This is a genomic window from Mesotoga prima MesG1.Ag.4.2 (assembly GCF_000147715.2).
Classification (GTDB): domain Bacteria; phylum Thermotogota; class Thermotogae; order Petrotogales; family Kosmotogaceae; genus Mesotoga; species Mesotoga prima.
On the sequence record NC_017934.1, the window covers coordinates 1,150,870 to 1,168,471 of the forward strand.

The 17,602-nt window shown below is 47.6% G+C and carries 15 protein-coding genes and 1 riboswitch; of the genes, 9 read left to right on the plus strand and 6 right to left on the minus strand.

The window, feature by feature from the left end; genetic code table 11:
- Positions 1–2 precede the first annotated feature (2 nt).
- Positions 3–1,733, minus strand: coding sequence for an ABC transporter ATP-binding protein (locus tag THEBA_RS05570; RefSeq protein WP_014730796.1), 1,731 nt, complete (start codon positions 1,731–1,733; stop codon positions 3–5).
- A gap of 164 nt (positions 1,734–1,897) precedes the next feature.
- Between THEBA_RS05570 and THEBA_RS05575 the strand changes: the two genes are divergently transcribed.
- Positions 1,898–3,244: a patatin-like phospholipase family protein gene (locus THEBA_RS05575; protein ID WP_014730797.1), complete on the plus strand. Its 1,347-nt coding sequence runs from the start codon at positions 1,898–1,900 to the stop codon at positions 3,242–3,244.
- On the opposite strand, the gene THEBA_RS05580 is transcribed toward THEBA_RS05575, so the two are convergent.
- The 5 genes from THEBA_RS05580 to THEBA_RS14785 all read right to left on the minus strand — a co-directional run bounded on the left by THEBA_RS05580 (position 3,162) and on the right by THEBA_RS14785 (position 7,070).
- Entirely contained in the window at positions 3,162–4,373 is a 1,212-nt protein-coding gene (locus tag THEBA_RS05580) for a GNAT family N-acetyltransferase (RefSeq protein ID WP_014730798.1), read from the minus strand. The genes THEBA_RS05575 and THEBA_RS05580 overlap by 83 nt on opposite strands.
- Positions 4,374–4,424: 51 nt before the next feature.
- Entirely contained in the window at positions 4,425–5,546 is a 1,122-nt protein-coding gene (locus tag THEBA_RS05585) for a sugar phosphate nucleotidyltransferase (RefSeq protein WP_006492836.1), read from the minus strand.
- Positions 5,547–5,557: 11 nt separating this feature from the next.
- Positions 5,558–6,040 carry a hypothetical protein gene (locus THEBA_RS05590; RefSeq protein WP_014730799.1) on the minus strand — a complete coding sequence of 161 codons (483 nt, stop codon included), beginning with the start codon at positions 6,038–6,040 and terminating at the stop codon, positions 5,558–5,560.
- 175 nt (positions 6,041–6,215) lie between these two features.
- Positions 6,216–6,689 (minus strand): pyridoxamine 5'-phosphate oxidase family protein, encoded by a 474-nt coding sequence (locus THEBA_RS05595; protein ID WP_014730800.1) that lies wholly within the window; start codon positions 6,687–6,689, stop codon positions 6,216–6,218.
- 255 nt (positions 6,690–6,944) lie between these two features.
- Entirely contained in the window at positions 6,945–7,070 is a 126-nt protein-coding gene (locus THEBA_RS14785; protein WP_269078284.1) for a hypothetical protein, read from the minus strand.
- A gap of 498 nt (positions 7,071–7,568) precedes the next feature.
- On the opposite strand from THEBA_RS14785, the gene THEBA_RS05600 reads away from it, so the two are divergent.
- The 8 genes from THEBA_RS05600 to THEBA_RS05635 all read left to right on the plus strand — a co-directional run bounded on the left by THEBA_RS05600 (position 7,569) and on the right by THEBA_RS05635 (position 17,599).
- Positions 7,569–9,422, plus strand: coding sequence for an InlB B-repeat-containing protein (locus THEBA_RS05600; protein ID WP_014730801.1), 1,854 nt, complete (start codon positions 7,569–7,571; stop codon positions 9,420–9,422).
- Between the two features lie 915 nt (positions 9,423–10,337).
- Positions 10,338–12,146 carry a DUF2207 domain-containing protein gene (locus tag THEBA_RS05605; protein WP_014730802.1) on the plus strand — a complete coding sequence of 603 codons (1,809 nt, stop codon included), beginning with the start codon at positions 10,338–10,340 and terminating at the stop codon, positions 12,144–12,146.
- A gap of 139 nt (positions 12,147–12,285) precedes the next feature.
- Positions 12,286–12,452, plus strand: a riboswitch (Lysine riboswitch).
- Positions 12,453–12,530: 78 nt separating this feature from the next.
- Positions 12,531–13,496 (plus strand): aspartate-semialdehyde dehydrogenase, encoded by a 966-nt coding sequence (locus THEBA_RS05610; RefSeq protein WP_014730803.1) that lies wholly within the window; start codon positions 12,531–12,533, stop codon positions 13,494–13,496.
- Positions 13,496–14,212 (plus strand): diaminopimelate epimerase, encoded by a 717-nt coding sequence (locus THEBA_RS05615; protein WP_014730804.1) that lies wholly within the window; start codon positions 13,496–13,498, stop codon positions 14,210–14,212. The genes THEBA_RS05610 and THEBA_RS05615 overlap by 1 nt, the downstream gene beginning before the upstream one ends.
- Positions 14,182–15,063, plus strand: a complete 882-nt coding sequence (gene dapA, locus THEBA_RS05620; RefSeq protein WP_014730805.1) for a 4-hydroxy-tetrahydrodipicolinate synthase — start codon at positions 14,182–14,184, stop codon at positions 15,061–15,063. Before THEBA_RS05615 ends, dapA begins: the two co-directional genes overlap by 31 nt.
- On the plus strand, positions 15,060–15,707 hold the full coding sequence (locus THEBA_RS05625) for a 4-hydroxy-tetrahydrodipicolinate reductase (protein WP_014730806.1): 648 nt from the start codon (positions 15,060–15,062) through the stop codon (positions 15,705–15,707). Before dapA ends, THEBA_RS05625 begins: the two co-directional genes overlap by 4 nt.
- Positions 15,692–16,399 carry a 2,3,4,5-tetrahydropyridine-2,6-dicarboxylate N-acetyltransferase gene (gene dapD / locus THEBA_RS05630; protein WP_014730807.1) on the plus strand — a complete coding sequence of 236 codons (708 nt, stop codon included), beginning with the start codon at positions 15,692–15,694 and terminating at the stop codon, positions 16,397–16,399. Before THEBA_RS05625 ends, dapD begins: the two co-directional genes overlap by 16 nt.
- Complete coding sequence (locus THEBA_RS05635) at positions 16,400–17,599, plus strand: aspartate kinase (protein WP_014730808.1); 1,200 nt, start codon at positions 16,400–16,402, stop codon at positions 17,597–17,599. It abuts the gene before it with no gap.
- The last annotated feature ends 3 nt before the right edge of the window (positions 17,600–17,602 follow it).

Consider the following 17,602-nt stretch of genomic DNA (forward strand, 5'->3'; position numbering starts at 1 on the left):
GACTATTCCTCCTCGAGCTTTTCTTCGAGCATCTGTCTCTCGTACATCCTCTGATACAACCCTCCGGCCTCTACGAGATCCGCGTGGGCTCCCTTTTCCACGATTCTTCCGTCATGGAGAACATATATCTCGTCGGAATCCACAACAGCCTTCAGCCTGTGGGAAATAACGATTATCGACCTGTTGATTTCGGATTCTTTAAGGGACTTCAGAATCTCAGCCTCTGTCTCGGTATCTACGGCGGAAAGACAGTCGTCAAGAATTACTAGAGGCGCCTCCTTAATCAGGGCTCTTGCAATCGAGATTCTCTGTTTTTGACCTCCGGAAAGCGTTACGCCTCTCTCTCCAACAATGGTTTTGTATCCCTTGCTAAAACCTTCAATATCTTCATGAATCGAGGCAACCTTAGCGTACCTTTCGACCTCTTCATCCGAGATCTCCATATTTCCGAATCGAATGTTGTTTCCTACTGTCTCTGAAAATAGGAATGTCTCCTGTGGAACATACGCAACGTTGTCTCTAATCGCTTCGGGTCTAAGATTGTTGATATCTACACCGTCGATAAAAAGCATCCCCTCTTCAACGGGATACAGCCTGGCTATAAGCTTTGCCATTGTCGATTTGCCGGATCCCGTCGTTCCTACTATGGCTATCTTGGAGTCCGGTTTAACTTCGAAATCAATGTTTTCCAGCGCCGGTCTTGTACCAGTGGGATAGGTGAAGGTCAGGTTCTTCATCACGACGTGGCCCTCAAAGCTCACGACTTCGATTGGATCGTTCGTAGTAATATTGTTCTCTTCTTCAAGGACTTCCATAAGCCTTCTGTAGGAGGCCCTTCCTCTCTGGATAATGTTTATAACCCATCCAAACGCGGTCATAGGCCAGACAAGCATTCCAAGATATGATGTGAATGTTATGTACTCTCCCAGAGTTATCTGCCCGAGTATTACCATTCGTCCACCGAACAGCGTGGCCAGTACAGAGCCCAGCATCGAGAGGGTCTGAGTCAACGGGAAGAACATTCCCCAGACTTTGACTAGATTCATATTCTTGTCCACGTAGAGATTCGACTTTTCCGTGAGAGTCTCGTTTCTCAGGTCTTCTATACCGTAGCTCTTTATCAGGCGAACACCCGAAATCGATTCCTCTATCGTATCGGTTAGATCGGAAAAGGAAGCTTGAACCAATTTGAATCTTTTATGGATCATCTTTCCGAAAAACGTAGAAACAACCGCGAGAGCTGGGAGAGGGGCAATCGAGATCCATGTCAAACTCCAGTTCGTAAATAGTCCCATGGCGATGATTGTGACTGTAACCAGAAAGACAGCATCTATGATCATTACAATGGCCGGGCCCATAGCCATTCGAACGGCGTTGACATCGTTTGTGAATCTGGCCATCAGGTCGCCTACTCTAGTCTTGTCGTAGAACGTCGGTGAAAGCGTAAGAAGTTTCTCGAAAAGGGTCTTCCGAGTATAGTATTCGAATCTCCGAGCCGCTCCCATTATGAATATGCGCCAGAGCAATCTAGTTATGAACAGCCCAAAAGCTACGCCTATCACGGCCAGTATCAATAGCCCGACGAGGTTAAGATCTTGGGCGCCACCCCTGATCTCATCTACAATCATTCCTATCACTCTTGGAGTAACCAACATGAGCAGATCGACAAGAATAAGAAAGATTGAACCATAGAGATACCTTGGCCAGTTGTGTTTCAAGAAGTCTCTTATCAAAACAATCGCCTCTCTAGTCCGCTAAACTAACTTAATATCATACAACATTTCAGGGGAAAGTGCGATGAATTTCCGAAAAGCATTTCAAGAGTCTTTCCTCTCCAATGTATAATAATATCATCAATTCAGCTTTTCCGAATCCAAACCAACACCGGAGAAGGATTATGAGAAAGATTGTTGCCATTATGCTCTTGTTTGCCGTTGCAAGTACTTCCATGCCCGTTGCAGTCGTCTTTTCAGGTGGCGGAGGTAGAGGGGCGTACGAGATCGGGGTTTATGGAGCTCTGCTGGATCTTGGACAGGATATCGAGGGGATCTATGGGGCCTCTGTCGGGGCCTTGAATGCCGCCGGATTGATAAGCGAAGGATTTGAGGCGGCCAGAGACTTGTGGTGCAGTATGGATTATTTAGAGCTCATGAATGCCTCTCCGCAACTATATGAACTGATTCAGGGGAATATTGCGCAGCTTGACACTCTTGAACTGGCATCTGCAATGAGGGCTCTTACTTCGAACAATGGCATTGATATAGAACCGTTGAGAAACAAGATGAAGGAGCTCATTGCTGAGGAAGAGGTAAGAGAGAGCGAGATTGAACTTGGAATCGTACTCTACTCACTGAGTGAAATGAAGTCCTATGCTCTTTACAAAGCCTCCATACCAGAAGGAAAGCTTGTTGACTTTGTTCTGGCAAGCGCAAACTTCCCTGCCTTCACAAGAGAAGAGATAGATGGAGAGGTCTTCATAGACGGCGGTGTTTACTCGAATTTTCCACTCTTCATGGCGAAAGAAAGGGGTCACAGGGATGTCGTAGCCGTTGACCTTATTGGCATGTACTTCGGAGACTCTCTTGCTTACGTAAATATGTTTACCGACGGAATGGATGTGACGCTCATTCAACCTTCCGAACAGTTTGGAACAGTCATGACGTTCGATTCCGAAGTCTCGAAGAATTATCTTATTTGTGGTTATCTCGATACGATGAAGGCTTATGAAGTCTTACGGGGCGAAAAATACTTCATATTCGGGGATGACGATCCGTTGCGGGACCATTTCCTGTCCCTTGACAGTGAGTCTCGAATCGAAGCCCTGAAACTACTGGGACTTGACGGAGTAAAAGGCGAGTGCGCCGAGTACCATTACTACCGACAATTCATTCCCTGGCTGGAGAGTACGTTGAAAAGGCCATACATGGGGACAAGCAAGCTAGTCTCATCGGTTCTCGAAGAGATGGCTGACTTTCTCGAAGTCGAAAGGGTGATCGCCTACTCGCCTTCGGGTCTTCTGGGGGCGGTCCTGGCAGCATACAGAGCCGGTGACTTTCGAGATGAGCGAGATCTGAACTACCTCACTATTTACAAGAGGCTTCTCGTTTTCCTTGAGTATCTTCATTGGCAGAAGCCTTTTGAAGCGCAGAGTTCCGCTGAGTTCAGATCCTTTCAAGAACTCTTTCAGAGTTCCGTTGGCCTTTTGGAACATACCTACTCGCCGCGGGGCCATATATCTCACTGAGAGAAAGGGGCCTCTTCAACAGACTCTTTCCGTAAACGATGTAATGCTTGTATTCCTTTCCGCCGGCGCGCCTCGCATTGGCAATCATGGTTAAATTCATGGAACTGATTGAGGAACCTTCTATCTCCTTGAAACCCATGTTCTGTATGTTTCTGTAAGCCCTCAAAAACATCGCCGAAGGTACTCCCTTGTTTCTGTAATCGGGAACTACGAAGAGGATGGCTGCCCTCGCTCGTTCCAGTGACTTCCGCAGCCTGAGGAATTTGTACCAGCCAAATGGGAGGAGTCTTCCTTCGATCTCTCTAATAATCGGGCTGAAGTCCGGAAGCGCAACGAAGAAGCCGATCGGTCTCTCTCCTGATCTTGCAATAATCACCATTCTTCGATCGGCCACCAACTTAAGCGTCTTTGCCATGTCATATAGCTCGTCGTATGTAGGGGGCAGTATATCTTCCTCCCAGTTTGGAATCGATTCCTCCATAATCTTCTGAAGATCGGCCGAAACTTCCCTTATTCTTCTGAAATTTGCCTCTTCCACTCTAAACTTGTAGCGATCCATGGCGATCTCTGTGAACTTTATCTCTCGCTCTGAGATAACGTTTGCGAGGTCATATTGGAAACCAAGATACTTCAGATAGATCTCGAAACTGTCGAAAAAGCTTGCGTAATAAGGAGGATTGTATGGCATCAATACGGCAGGAGGGTCATCGAAGTTGTCAACCAGGAGTCCTCTGTAGTCATCTCCGTTCGTTGGAGAAACGGGCCCCTTCAGATAGTTCATTCCTTTGTTCCTCGCCCAACTTTCGGCAGTCCTCAGAAGCGCCTCGGCAACCTCCCTGTCGTCTACCGATTCGAATAATGTGAAGTAAGCGTGTTTTACTGACTTTTCGTTGTTCATTACCTGTTCTATTCCAACGGCGATTCTTCCCTTAACTTCGTTATCATCCTTCGCGATGAAAAAAACATGAGGGCCATTTGCGAGAAGCTGTGATCCTCTGCTTTTCAGTAGGGCCTTCATTTCATGGCTAAAAGGCGGGACCCAGAGCGGATAATCTCTGTACAAACTCTCTGGCAGATCAGTGAATTCTTTCCTATCCAGCCGGCTAGTGACTCTGACAATCTTCAACATGTGGCTACTCCTCAAAAAAACGTATGGACAATTGTAGCATGAGAAACCTCTCTACTTGTCAGCGGGATTGGCCTCCATAGTTCTAACGTCAGAGACATAGCGCTTCAGATTGGAGTCGGCTATCATTCCGCCCTTTCCATCGGACCCAACATAATACTCCGGAGTAATAAGAAGATTTTTCGCCTTGAAACCCGGCTTTATCCTGATGTAATCCCCAAGGAAGACATTGCTTAGTTCAACATCCTCATGGATCCTGCAATTTGCGCCTATCATTACCGGACCTTCCAGTTTCACGTTCTTCTCTATTACCGATCCCGGTCCAATATAAACCGGAGTTATTATCTTTGTCGTTTTTTCGAGGAGCGATCCTGTACCTCTCCAAAGGCCCTTGGTCACTTCTTTTCCAGAAGGTTTGAATCCCTTGATTTCTCCCTCAAGCGCCTTCGCGAGTATTTCGAGATAATCTGAATTGCGCCCGATATCGTACCAGTCTATCTTTGTATCAAGGGAGAAAACCCTTTCCTTTTTCTGGACGAGAAGTGGAAGCAACTCTCCCCCTATGTCGAAGAACTGATTCTTTGGAATGTACTCTAAAACCTCAGGCTCAAAGATATATATCCCCGTATTTGCAAGGTTGGATTTTGCTTTCTCTGCGGGCGGTTTCTCCTGAAAGGACTCGACTCGGCCAGAAGAGTCAGATACGATTATCCCGTAGTTAGAAACCTTGTCCATCTGAACCTCTTTGGAGACAATTGTGGCAACTGATCTGCTGGCCTTATGAAACTCGAAGGCTTCGGCCAGATCAAAGTCGACTATCGCATCACCGCAGAGTACCACGAACGTCTCATCGAAAAAACCCGACTCTTCCTGGATCTTTTTCAGCCCGCCGGCAGATCCTACCGGCTCAGGGACGAGCTGCCCCTTTTCAAAGTGACCTTCGAATGAATAACCAACCCTTACCCCGAATCTATATCCACTCCTCACATAATTCTGAAGAACGCCTGCAAGGTGCGAGACATTTATCATGATCTCCTTTACGTCATACTTCGAAAGGAGTTCTAATATGAATTCGATAACCGGTTTCTCAATGATCGGGAGCATCGGTTTCGGTAGCCTGTTTGTCAACGGTCTCAATCTCGTTCCGGCCCCGGCTGCTAAAATCATGGCCTTCATGTATGTTCCTCCTATCTTCTAATTGTTCTCAGATTCTTATAAACTACCAAACCTCCGACTCCGAGCAACACTATCCCAATGAAAATTCCCAGCACTGTGGGTGCAACCGATATAAGCAGGAACAGTATTGACAAAGCAGACAAGAAAGAAGCTGCCGTCAGAACACCTTTGTCTTTCTCTTCTCTTCCGAAGTAAGATTGAAAAAGACCCACAGCAGGTGCGGCGATAAACAGTGCCCAACCGCCTTCGGTAATGAAACCCGGGAAGATAACATTTAGACTTAGAATTACCGCTATCGTAATCAGTACTCCCGCCGGGACGAAGAGATTCCTGTCCCTTCCAGAGAAGGCTCTGTACTCCATGAATACTGCGGGAATCCATATGAGTAAAAGCCAGAGATTCAAAGTGAAGGATTTTACGAATATTGTGAAAATACCGAGAAGAACCATTATTGCCCCAATTATTATTCTAATAATTGTGTCCCTGTTCATCATCCATCGCCTCCAGAGAGATCATTCATCGGAATTATAACAAGAAGATGGCTTCTTTAGTCAGAAGAATCGAAATACTCGAAACTGCGCAATCCGATCAAATCCCCAACTAGCAGTTCTCGAATTTACCGAACATAATTTCATCCAGAAGCTATCTTGCTAATCCTTAATAGAAAAACTATCCATTTGCGGACTTTCCCGTCAAATGAAGAACATCTATTCTGATAATGGAAGTGGCTTCCAGAGAGTTATTAATTTCGTTGATTGCTTCATGTACATAGTCGGACGAGTACTTTGAAACCAGCTTCAGCAGGGCTTCGATCTTCTCTTCATCATTATCAACAATTGAAGCCTTTCCGAAAGCAATTGCGCTGCGGAAGTTCGTAGAGAAACGCTCAGGAATCACCTTCGCGTATTCGACCACACAAAAGGAAACATGGCTGTTTTGAAAAATGTTATCGAGTTTGTGCCCGGAAGAAGCACAGTGAATGAAAATCCTACCGTCTTCGTACACATAATTTACCGGCACCCCGTAAGGCATTCCATTCATATCGGCAGTCGAAAGAACTCCAAACGAACCCTTTTTGAGCATTTCTCGAGCCTCGTTTTCGGGAACCTCCTTATCCGATCTCCTCATCTTTCTAAATTCCAAATGCCTCACCCCTAGCCTATACTCTGTATTTTACCTTATGTTCGAAATGATCCGCTCATTTTGCTTTGAAGACTCTGGAAGGTCCTTGTCAGTCATTGTCTAACCTAAGGAAGAACCGCTGGACGCTTGCTAAAATACGCTGATCGCTGATGAAAATCACGTTGCCCGTCAACGGTCCACCGTCTTCAGAGAAGAAAAAAAGATCCCGAAACGAGTTCGGGATGACAGTGTGTGGTCATTTCGGAAACGCCGCATTCAGTCATGCTGAACTTGTTTCAGCATCCCGATCAAATAAGCGCTGATCGCTGTAAGCGAAAATAGGGACTGACCGGCTCCTATGGTCTGTCCCTTTTTCGCGTAAAAGGCAGAGATTCCAACCAAGACCTCCTTCGGGCGAACGGCCGTTCGCCCCTACAAGAGAACTGCATAATCGTCTGAAATTGTCATCCCGTAGTGCTCCTGTACGGGATCTCGCACTAAGAACCGCTATACGCTAAAAAACGAAAACCCGCTGAACGCTGCCGAAGGCTTCGTTGTCCGTCGACGGTCCACCGTTTTCCGAGAGGAGCAAAACAAAGATCCCGAAACAAGCTCGGGATGACAGTGTGAGAGGGTTCCAAAAGCCTATACAGGATGATAGCCTTTGCATACTGCTCCATAACACTTCTTGTAGAGCAAACCGTTTCTTTTCACCAGACCCGAGACTCCATGCTCGATACCCAGTTCTTCGACTGGTGTAAAGAGGTGAGGTTCGAATTCTTTGACGTACACCTTTACTAATGTATAATCACTTTGTCAAGCAGTCATTTGCTGTGTCCTACATTTTCCAACCTCGATTGATTCCTATCAAGCGCTCACTAATTTGAAGGGGGTGCTACAATGCGTCGAACATTTCTTTTCTTGATTGTGCTTTCTTTAGCAATCATCTTTCTTGTTAGTTGTCCCGCCCTAAAATACGCTCTCACAATTCAGATAGGAGGCAGTGGAACTACGGATCCATCCGAAGGAGTCCATGAATTTAATAAGAACCAAGTAGTTACAGTAAAAGCATTTCCCGAAAGCGGTTGGCAATTCGACTCGTGGGAAGGTGAAGTCTCTACGCCTGATTCAACTACAACGACCGTGACTATGGACAAGAGCAAGACTATCAAAGCCGTCTTCGTTTTGGATCAGATTGGCATCATCATTGATAAGCTAGACCCGCTTACCCCATTATCCTTTAGACATGGTGAAGAGCTTATTCTGCTGGTTCCGAACAATATCCAGAGGTTCCTGAATCTTCTTGAAGACGACGATCCTTTGAATCGATGGGCTGCAGCCTATGCTCTTCAAAGAAATCAGCTCGACCAGTCAACTCTTGATGATCTGGAGGATTATCTCGATGACGAAAATCTAACTATCAGGGCTCTCATAGCTGTAGCATTTCTGCTGAGCGGAGATGAATCGGGAAAGTCTGTTTTAGTGAATCTTTTGACTGAAGATACCGTTATGATGTACAGTATCCCGCCTGTTTTGCTTTCAGACTTTGCCGAAGTTATCCTCAACGCTTACTACCCTGCCGAATATCCGTTGACGAGCTTTTCACCACAAACAACCACTGTCTCTGGTGGACCCTGCGAATACACTGTCACTGTGAAAGTGGTCTTTCATGGTGCAGGAGCCTCGGAAACACAGGTTGAAGCATGGGAGACTGATGCCGAAGCAATTTGGAATGGGGCTGACGATTCACGTGAATGGGGAGACGGATGCTGTAGTGTGAAATTCGAGTTTGATTTCTCCGTCCTCGCAGAAGGGGCTCAGCCACCGGATGACGCCCATGTTGTAGAAGTTAAAAAAGTGAAAAGTAGCCATACCTCTTGGGTAGCTACTCCTCTGCCGACTCCTGGATCGACAGAAACCACGACGGGTGAGTGGGACAGCCTCGACACAGGTCCCGTTATCGCTCATGAAATGGGACACATGATGGGTCTGGATGACGAGTATCATAATGACGAGGATGGGAACTACGTCAATGATAATCCTCAGCCTGAAGGGAGCCCTCCGAGTATAATGGCTCAGACCTGGGGTGGAGCCCAGCCTCTAACTGAACACTTTGATGCGATAATGGAGGCCGCAGATATTGAATGCGATTGTGACTACACGCTTACTATCGATCCGCCATATGATGTCAATATCTCTCCCGGTTCTCATACAGTCACAGTTACAGTTGCGAAAGAAGACGGAAAGCCAGCCAAGAACTGTGATCTCACCCTGAACATTACCGGTCTCCATCCGAAATCAGATGTTAAGCTAAAGACAGATGACGCTGGTAAATCACAGTACACCTATCAGTGCGTTAGGCCAGACCACACTGGAATAGACAACATCAACGTAACGGGGGAATGTGGAGCATTAGGAGATGCAGTAAAGAAGTGGATAGCTCTATGGGACCTATTCCCATTTGGGATCACGCCCTTTGACGGCCAGGAGGATTATCCTTATTCAATTCCAATGGCAATTATCTTTGGTGTTGAACCTGCACTCGCCCTTGAAGCAGAGAACCTAGCATTTAACGTCTCAGTAATGATGGGAACAGAGACACTCTTTTCCACGAAGACGCATCACACAGAGATCGAAACCCCTCTGCTTCTAGAACCTGGCAGCGATTTTACTTTGGAGATTGTGCCTATTTCTCTCCCGGATACTGAAGGAACACCGACAGTAATTAACTTTTCGACCTTGCCTCTTGAGTAAATTGAATCATTATCAAAGAACCACAGGAGGCTTGCCAGCAGACGCTGAGCGCTGTGAAGAGCCGTCCTTGGTTCGTCCCAGATCATGGACCCGTCCTTCGCTGAGACCCAAGCCCAGATCCTTAACAGGAGCTTTTCATATGACGTGAAGGACTGTCATCTCGCAGTGCGTCTGTGCGGGATCTCCCATCAAAAAGCCGACGGACGCTTAGGAACAAGAACCCGCTGAGCGCTGCGAGCGAAAATAGGGACTGACCGGCTCCTATCGTCCCTTATTCGCGTAAAAGGCAGAGATTCCAACCAAGACCTCCTTCGGGCGAACGGCCGTTCGCCCCTACAAGAGAACTGCATAATCGTCTGAAATTGTCATCCCGTGATGACTCTGCACGGGATCTCTCGAGGGGCAGGGATCCTGACCAGGAGCATTGTCAGGATGACGTGAAGGGAAAGTCTGCCCGGACGAGCTCCTCTTCTGTCATCCCGTAGTGCTCCTGTACGGGATCTCACCCAAACAACTGCTGTACGCTTAAGAACCAAAACCCGCTGAACACTGTGAAGACAACGTTGTCCGTCAACGGTCCACCACCCTATGCGAAGAAAAAACAAAGATCCCGAAACAAGTTCGGGATGACGTTTGGGGGTATCATCCCGTAACAAAAAAGGGGTTTACACAAAAAAAGAGACAGAACCCCGTAGTGCTCCTGTACGGGATCTCGCCTCTTCAGTCTCATCGTCTCTTTCTCTCTCTCTTCTCTCTCTCTATCTCTCTCTTTCTCCATCTCTCTCTCTCTCTCTCTCTTCTCTCTCCCACCTCTTCTCGCGAGACGAAGTCTGGCAGGCCTGCGTTAGCAGACTGACTCACTTGAATAATTCTAGGTACGATAGTGTACAATCCAACCAGGGGAGGTGGGCTTTTGTGAAGAAGATTGTTACGAGAGTGATTATTGGTTTAATTATTGGGTTGATTACGTGGGGGATCGTTGTCATCATTTTCAGCAGCGGTATTTCAGATACTTTCTCATCAATCACTTCAATCGAGAAAGCAGATGTGCTCATGGAAATAGATGAAAATGGTCTTCTGACGGTCACGGAGACGATCGACTACGTTTTCAAGAAACCATATAGAGGCATTTATAGAGAGCTGCCTGCCGACAGGGCCGGAAGTCAGTACAGCGCGATTGAAGTAACTGCAGTTGGAAAAGAGATCAAATACATCGAGTCGTTTGGTTCTCAGGACGCTCGATCTGTAAGGATTTGGTTTGTCCCGTATAACACGGGTGCGGTATCTCCTGTGAAGGGAGAAGAAAGAGTAAGCGTTACTTACAAGTACACGGTAAGAAGAGCTGTAGAAGTCGGTACAGATATAGCTCAGATTTTCAGGAAGATATGGGGCGAAGATACTGCAAGTTGGGTCAAAAAAATCACAGCTACAATAGTCTTTCCTGAGAATCTTGAGATCCTTGAATTCTATACACATCCCGATGCTGAAGTATATAGAGAAGGAAATACCTATGAATTGGAGGTTACAAATGTGCCTCCACTAACATATGTTGAATTTAGAGCAGTGATTCCTAAAGATCAAGCGATGGCCATGAATATGAGAAATGTTGCTTTGGGCGGAGCCTTTGACAAGAATTACATAGACGGGGTCGAGAGCGGAGTCAGGCGAAAGATCCTCTTTGGAAAATGGATAATCCCGATCGCGATCGGTTTGCTGACGCCCTTTGTTTTCATTCTTGCTCACAGGAAGCTTGGCAGGGAAATAGACGTTGGATATTACGCGGAATATGAACGAGATCTGCCGACACAACACGCGCCCGATGTCATAAACGCAGCGGTCAAGAACCTGGCCGGTATGGTAGACAACGACGGGATTGGATCTACAATAATGGAGCTTTATCGGAGGGAGTACATCGATTTCGAGAAGGGCAAAGGCGACAAGGTTGAGGGAATTGTTATAAAGAACCGCGACGTTTCAAAGCTTAGGCCTACAGAAGCTGCATTCCTAGAGTTTCTAGACAAGTACGACACAGGAAACGTATTCGATTTCTCTGCAGTCAAGAAGACGGTTACTAAGAAGCAATCGGAAGCAAGGATCTTCACGAGCGATTTCTCAAAGTACAAGAGCAAAGTACACGACTCGGTCAAGGGGATGCATCTTATTGATCTGAAGGGAAACGCAATCGCCAAAGGTTACTCCATACTTATGTTCGTAGTCTGTGTGATCCTCCTCGCTTTCTATTCAGGCGCCGATCTTGCGCCTTTGAGAATCTTCTCTCTTATCTTCTTCGGTGCAATCTGGGTTCTCTGCTGGATAGTGATGGTCCTGCCGAAGGATGTATTTGGTCGATGGACAAGGGAGGGAAGGCTCTTCTATCTGAAGTGGCTCGGGCTTAAGAACTATCTCGAGGACTACTCTCTGCTCAATGAAAAGCCGCCCGAATCGATCATCCTCTGGGAGGAGTATCTCGTCTATGCAACCGCTCTTGGAATAGCGGACACCGTTAGAAAGAACCTGAACAAGATTGTTCCGGAAGATGTCTGGAACGAGCAGAGCAGACATCCATACATGTACTATCCCGTTACTGCCTATGCTGTAAGCTCTTTTACGGGTGTTACCAGAGCAGCCTATTCCGCCTCGAGCAAAGGCTCCGGAGGCGGCGGAGGATTCAGTGGTGGAGGCTCCGGCGGTGGCGGAGGAGGAGGCGGTACTGGCGGCTTCTAGGAGTCTCCGCCTCTTGCGACTAGGCTAAGCATATAGCGATTTGTGATGTCGCATCGGACTTAAATGAGATGATCACTTAACGATATGTTTTCATTAAGGGAGTTGAGCACCAGACCAGCGTGATATAATCAATCGAAAGTTACCCAACGGAGGAGCACCCGAGATGAGTAGACGTCCATCAGGGAATCGGGACGGATCGAAAGGCGAGGGTGCCGAAGAAGGCGGAAGCCCCAGCGACCGACTTCTGGGCATACGGGAAATACCTGTATGACTGTCACGAAGAATGCGTGGAGAGCCGGTGGGTTGGAATAAGAGATTATTTCAAACCATTGAAGTGTTCCCGTTTTCTTCGGGAACACTTTTTGTTATTCAGGAGGTGGTTTAGTGAGAATTGCAATAGTCGGCGCAACCGGGGAAGTTGGCCGAATGATGTTAAAAAAACTCGAAGAAGAGAACATTCCAGCAGAAGTGATCGATCTCTACGCTTCCAGCAGAAGTGTGGGAAAGAAGTTCACTCTCAAAGACAAAACTTTAGAGGTCGTCGAGCTTCGCGAAGATTCTTTTGACAGGGGTTACGATTACGTGCTCTTCTCGGCAGGGGCGTCGATATCGAGGCATTACTCGCCAATAGCTGCAGAAAAAGGGGCTCTGGTGATCGACAATTCGTCGGCCTTCAGAAGCGATGCTGAGGTTCCTCTCGTTGTGCCAGAAATCAACGGTTTTCTCGTTAAGGGCTACAAAGGAATCATTGCAAACCCGAACTGCTCTACTATACAAATGGTCCTTTCTTTAAGTGGCATATACAGGAGATACGGAGTCAAGACGATAGTCGTCTCTACTTATCAGGCGGTATCAGGTGCAGGGAACAAAGGAGTCGCCGAACTCGAAAAGCAGGAGGCCGGCGAGATTGTTTCAACCGTCTTCATCAGACAGATACATAGAAATGTCGTACCTGTAATAGGCGATCTACTTGAGACCGGTTTTTCAACCGAAGAGATGAAGATGGTCAACGAAACGAGAAAGATTTTCGGCGACGATTCAATTTCCGTCTGGCCTACGACTGTTCGAGTTCCCGTTGCACACGGCCACTCGGAATCCATATTCGTCGAAACGATCGAGCCCTTTACGCTTGACGGCCTGAAAAGTGTGATTGAAAACTCTGAGAACGTTGTTTACAGCGAAGATCATTTAACCCCCCTCGAAGTTGCCGGTTCCGATCTCGTCTATGTATCACGACTCAGAACCTTCGATTCCAGCAGATTCCTTTTCTGGAACATAGCGGACAACATCCGCGTTGGTGCCGCAACAAACGCGGTCAGAATAATGAAAGCCCATATGGGAGGCGCTTAATGATGAGAGGAGCATACTACACCGCAACGGGAAACACCTTTCTTGTAGTCGACTCTAGAGAGAGAAAACTGAGCGATATGGAGAAACGCCTTCTTGTGTTGAAGTATGTAGACGGAAGAGACGGAGCTATCTTCGTCGAAAGAGATTTCATGGACTACTACAACTGTGATGGAAACAGAGCCGCTTTTTGCGGGAACGGGGCGAGGACCTACGTTTATTTCATTCACGAGAAGGAGAAGCGCAATTTGGTAGAATTCTCCTCTCACGCGGGCAACGTTTTGGGTAAAGTGGACGATCTAGTCAGCGTACGAATGCCGTCTCCCAGGTTTCTCGGTACCTTTGAAGAGGAAGATTATTCTGGAGAGATAGTCGTCGTAGGCGTCCCGCATCTAGTTATCGAAGGAGACACAGATAAAGTAGATTGGAACGCTCTTCTGCCTCTGAGACATCTTTACGATGCAAATATAAACGTATTCACCGTTAAGAAAGAAGGAAGTCTCAGGATACGGACATTCGAACGGGGTGTTGAAGGCGAAACCGGTGCCTGCGGAAGTGGTGCCACCTCAGTAGTATGGCTCTACTCGCGGAGAACTGGCTGTGAAAAAGTCATTCTGCAGGCAAATGGCGGGGACCTTACCGTGTCATTCAGAGATGGATCCGCCTATCTTGGAGGAGGTGTGGAGAAATGTTCAGAGGAACTGGAACTGCAGTTATAACGCCCTTTAAAGACGGAGCCGTTGATTTCGGCTCATTCAGGCGATTCCTTCGTTTCCAGCTTGAGAACGGAATAGAGGCATTGATAGTTCTCGGCACGACCGGCGAATCACCGACTATAAATGAATCTGAACGAACCAAACTGATAAGAATTGCAGTGGACGAGGCAGGCGGCAAGGTACCCGTAATAGTGGGTACCGGGACGAATTCGACGGAGAAGACAATAAAGAGCTCGCTGAAGGCTTTTGACGAGGGTGCCGACGGCGTGCTTGTGGTTGTACCCTATTACAATAAACCGACACAAGAGGGCCTTTACAGACACTTTGGAGAGATAGCTACGCGCGTACAGGGACCGGTTATCATCTACAACGTACCGGGGAGGACAGGGGCAAACATCCTGCCGGACACGGTAATCAGATGTCTAGAGTTCAATAACATCGTTGGTGTAAAGGAGGCGAGCGGGGACCAGTATCAGGTCGACTACCTCATCTCCGCCTTGCGGTCAAAGGAATCTGACTTCAAAGTTTGGTCCGGAAACGACGACCAGGCCTTCCATCTCTGTTGCAGCGGGGGTGACGGAGTGATCTCGGTAATCTCCAACGTTGCGCCGATGAAGACATCCACCATGATTCATTCGATCCTAAAGGGCGATCTTCATATAGCTAGAGGGCTCCATCTGGAGCTTCTGCCTTTAATGAAGGCACTGTTCGTGGAGTCTAATCCTATTCCTGTAAAATACGCGCTCAGCCTTATGAACTACTGCCAAAACGAACTTCGTCTACCGCTTTACGAGCTTTCAGAAGGAAACCGAAACGTCGTCCGGAAGGCTTTGCAGGAGAGTGGTGTCCTGTGAGATATGGTTTGACCGGTTCCACGGGCCGTATGGGAAAAGAGATTATCGAGGTCTTTAAAGGACATGATCTTGTGCTCGAAGTTAATGATACAGGGATCTTCCGGCACGGCGAACCGGAAGTGATCGTGGATTTTTCGAATCGCGAAGTACTTAAGACTACGATCGAACTGGCCGTGCAGTTCGGGGCAGGTGTGGTGATCGGTACCACCGCTCTTAGTCAGTCAGACCTCACAGATCTCAGGACTCTTTCTGAGAAGGTGCCTGTGGTCCAGAGCTATAACTTCTCCACAGGCATAAATATCATGAAGATGATTCTCAGAGAGTTCTCTTCACTACTGAAAGACTTTGAGGCAGAGTTGATTGAAACCCACCACAGCGGGAAGAAGGACGCGCCTTCGGGAACAGCCTTGATGCTGAAAGACGCTACGGAGAGGGATCTTCCCATTCATTCGCTGAGGGTGGGGGGAGTTCCGGGGGATCATTCCATAGTATTTGCGAACGAAGGCGAGGTAATTGAGATAACTCACAGAGCGATCTCGAGAAAAGTTTTCGCCATTGGCGCACTGACCGCGGCTCGATTCTGCCTGGAGCATGAGAAGGGTTTCTACTCCTTTGAGGAGGTAATAAGATGGACGCAGAGATGATCATAAGGATGATTAGAGACGCAAAAAAGAAGACCCCTGCGGTCTGCTACTTATCCGGTGATTTGAGAGGTCTGAAACATGAAAATGTGCGATTTGTCGGCGGAAAGGATTTCGGGATTCTCTTCGGTGATCTGAAAGAGATAGAAGCTATTCTCGAGTTACATTCAGAGAGAATTTCGGCTCATTACATCGAAGTAAAAGCTCGGAACTCCGCTCTTCCCCTGGCCGATCTGACCAAATACCACGCAAGGATAGAACCGGGAGCGATAATTCGTGATCTCGTAGAGATTGGCGACAATGCGGTGATTATGATGGGCGCCGTTCTGAATGTCGGAGCTGTAATCGGTGAGGCCACCATGATAGATATGAACGCCGTAATCGGGGGAAGGGCGATTATCGGAGCAAACTGCCATATAGGGGCTGGGGCCGTTGTTGCAGGCGTGGTCGAACCGCCCAGTGCCACTCCCGTCGTTATTGAAGACAACGTGCTTGTCGGAGCCAACGCGGTTATTCTTGAAGGTGTAAGAGTCGGCGATCATTCCGTAATAGCTGCCGGTGCTGTGGTCACAAAGGATATTCCGCCCTATTCCGTTGCGGTGGGAATGCCAGCAAAAGTAGTTAAGCGGTTCGACGAGAAGACGGCAAGTAAAACGAGTCTCGTTCAAGAGCTGCGTGAGATACAGGAGAGCTAGATGATCGTTCAAAAATACGGAGGTTCATCTGTTTCCGATACCGAAAGAATAAGAAACGTTGCAAGAAGAATAAGGAAGAAGGTCGACGCAGGGGAAAAAGTGATCGTTGTCGTCTCTGCGATGGGAAAGACTACGAATGAGCTAATATCTCTAGCAGAATCCGTAACTGAAAATCCCGATCCCAGGGAACTGGCGATGCTTCTTTCCACCGGGGAACAGGTTTCGGCCGCTCTACTCTCGATGACTCTAATAGAGATGGGAGTTAGATCTATCTCGCAAAACGCCATGCAGCTGGAGATCTCAACGTTTGGCGATTTCGATAACGCGCGAATCGCCGATCTTAATCTCGACAAGATATACGCCGAGCTTGAGAAGCACGATGTGATAGTTGTCACCGGATTTCAGGGTGTCGACCCGGAAGGGAATCTAACAACGCTAGGCCGAGGAGGTTCCGACACTTCGGCAGTCGCAATCGCTGCCAAAGCCGGTGTTCAATGTGAAATACTCAGCGATGTCCCAGGTATTTTCACCTGTGATCCGAAATTTCACAAGGATGCGAAAAAACTGGACTACATAACATATGACGAAATGCTTGAACTGGCAGCCCTTGGGGCAAAAGTCCTCCATTCAAGGTCTGTGGAAATAGCAAAGAAGTATAACGTCGAAATCCTGTGTTTGTCTTCATTCAGTGAAGAAGGAGGTACTAGAGTGGTGAACAGGCTACCGGAATGGCTTGAACAGCCTGTAGTAACTGGAGCGACTATTGACACAAACCAGTTGAAGATCGCAATAAACAAACTTCCCGGAAATACGGACATCGTAAGCAAGATCTTCCAGGCGGTTGCTGGATCGAGTTTCAACGTAGACATGATCTCGATAGTAAACGATAATGGGTACATTCATCTGGCCTTCACTGTGCTTTCAGCAAGTCCCGCTGCAATAAAGAGCACGATAGAAAGCGTCCTGGTCGATGTAGACAACTGGGAGCTTGCTATAGATGAGGACGTTGCGAAGATTTCCACCGTGGGAGTAGGCATGAGGTCGAGTGCAGGAGTCGCTTCTCGTTTCTTCTTGGCCCTTCAGAAGGCCGGCGCGAAAATAATAGCAACGACAACCTCCGAGATAAAGATCTCTGTGTTGGTTCCAAAATCTCAGGCAGGCAAGGCCTTGAAGGCCCTGCTCGACGAATTCGAACTGTGAGAT

Excerpts from the sequence above, each read along its gene's own strand:
- THEBA_RS05575 (WP_014730797.1), top strand. The coding sequence starts at position 1,898 with ATGAGAAAGATTGTTGCCATTATGCTCTTGTTTGCCGTTGCAAGTACT.
- THEBA_RS05580 (WP_014730798.1), bottom strand. The coding sequence starts at position 4,373 with ATGTTGAAGATTGTCAGAGTCACTAGCCGGCTGGATAGGAAAGAATTC.
- THEBA_RS05585 (WP_006492836.1), bottom strand. The coding sequence starts at position 5,546 with ATGAAGGCCATGATTTTAGCAGCCGGGGCCGGAACGAGATTGAGACCG.
- THEBA_RS05590 (WP_014730799.1), bottom strand. The coding sequence starts at position 6,040 with ATGATGAACAGGGACACAATTATTAGAATAATAATTGGGGCAATAATG.
- THEBA_RS05600 (WP_014730801.1), top strand. The coding sequence starts at position 7,569 with ATGCGTCGAACATTTCTTTTCTTGATTGTGCTTTCTTTAGCAATCATC.
- THEBA_RS05615 (WP_014730804.1), top strand. The coding sequence starts at position 13,496 with ATGATGAGAGGAGCATACTACACCGCAACGGGAAACACCTTTCTTGTA.
- dapA (WP_014730805.1), top strand. The coding sequence starts at position 14,182 with ATGTTCAGAGGAACTGGAACTGCAGTTATAACGCCCTTTAAAGACGGA.
- dapD (WP_014730807.1), top strand. The coding sequence starts at position 15,692 with ATGGACGCAGAGATGATCATAAGGATGATTAGAGACGCAAAAAAGAAG.
- THEBA_RS05635 (WP_014730808.1), top strand. The coding sequence starts at position 16,400 with ATGATCGTTCAAAAATACGGAGGTTCATCTGTTTCCGATACCGAAAGA.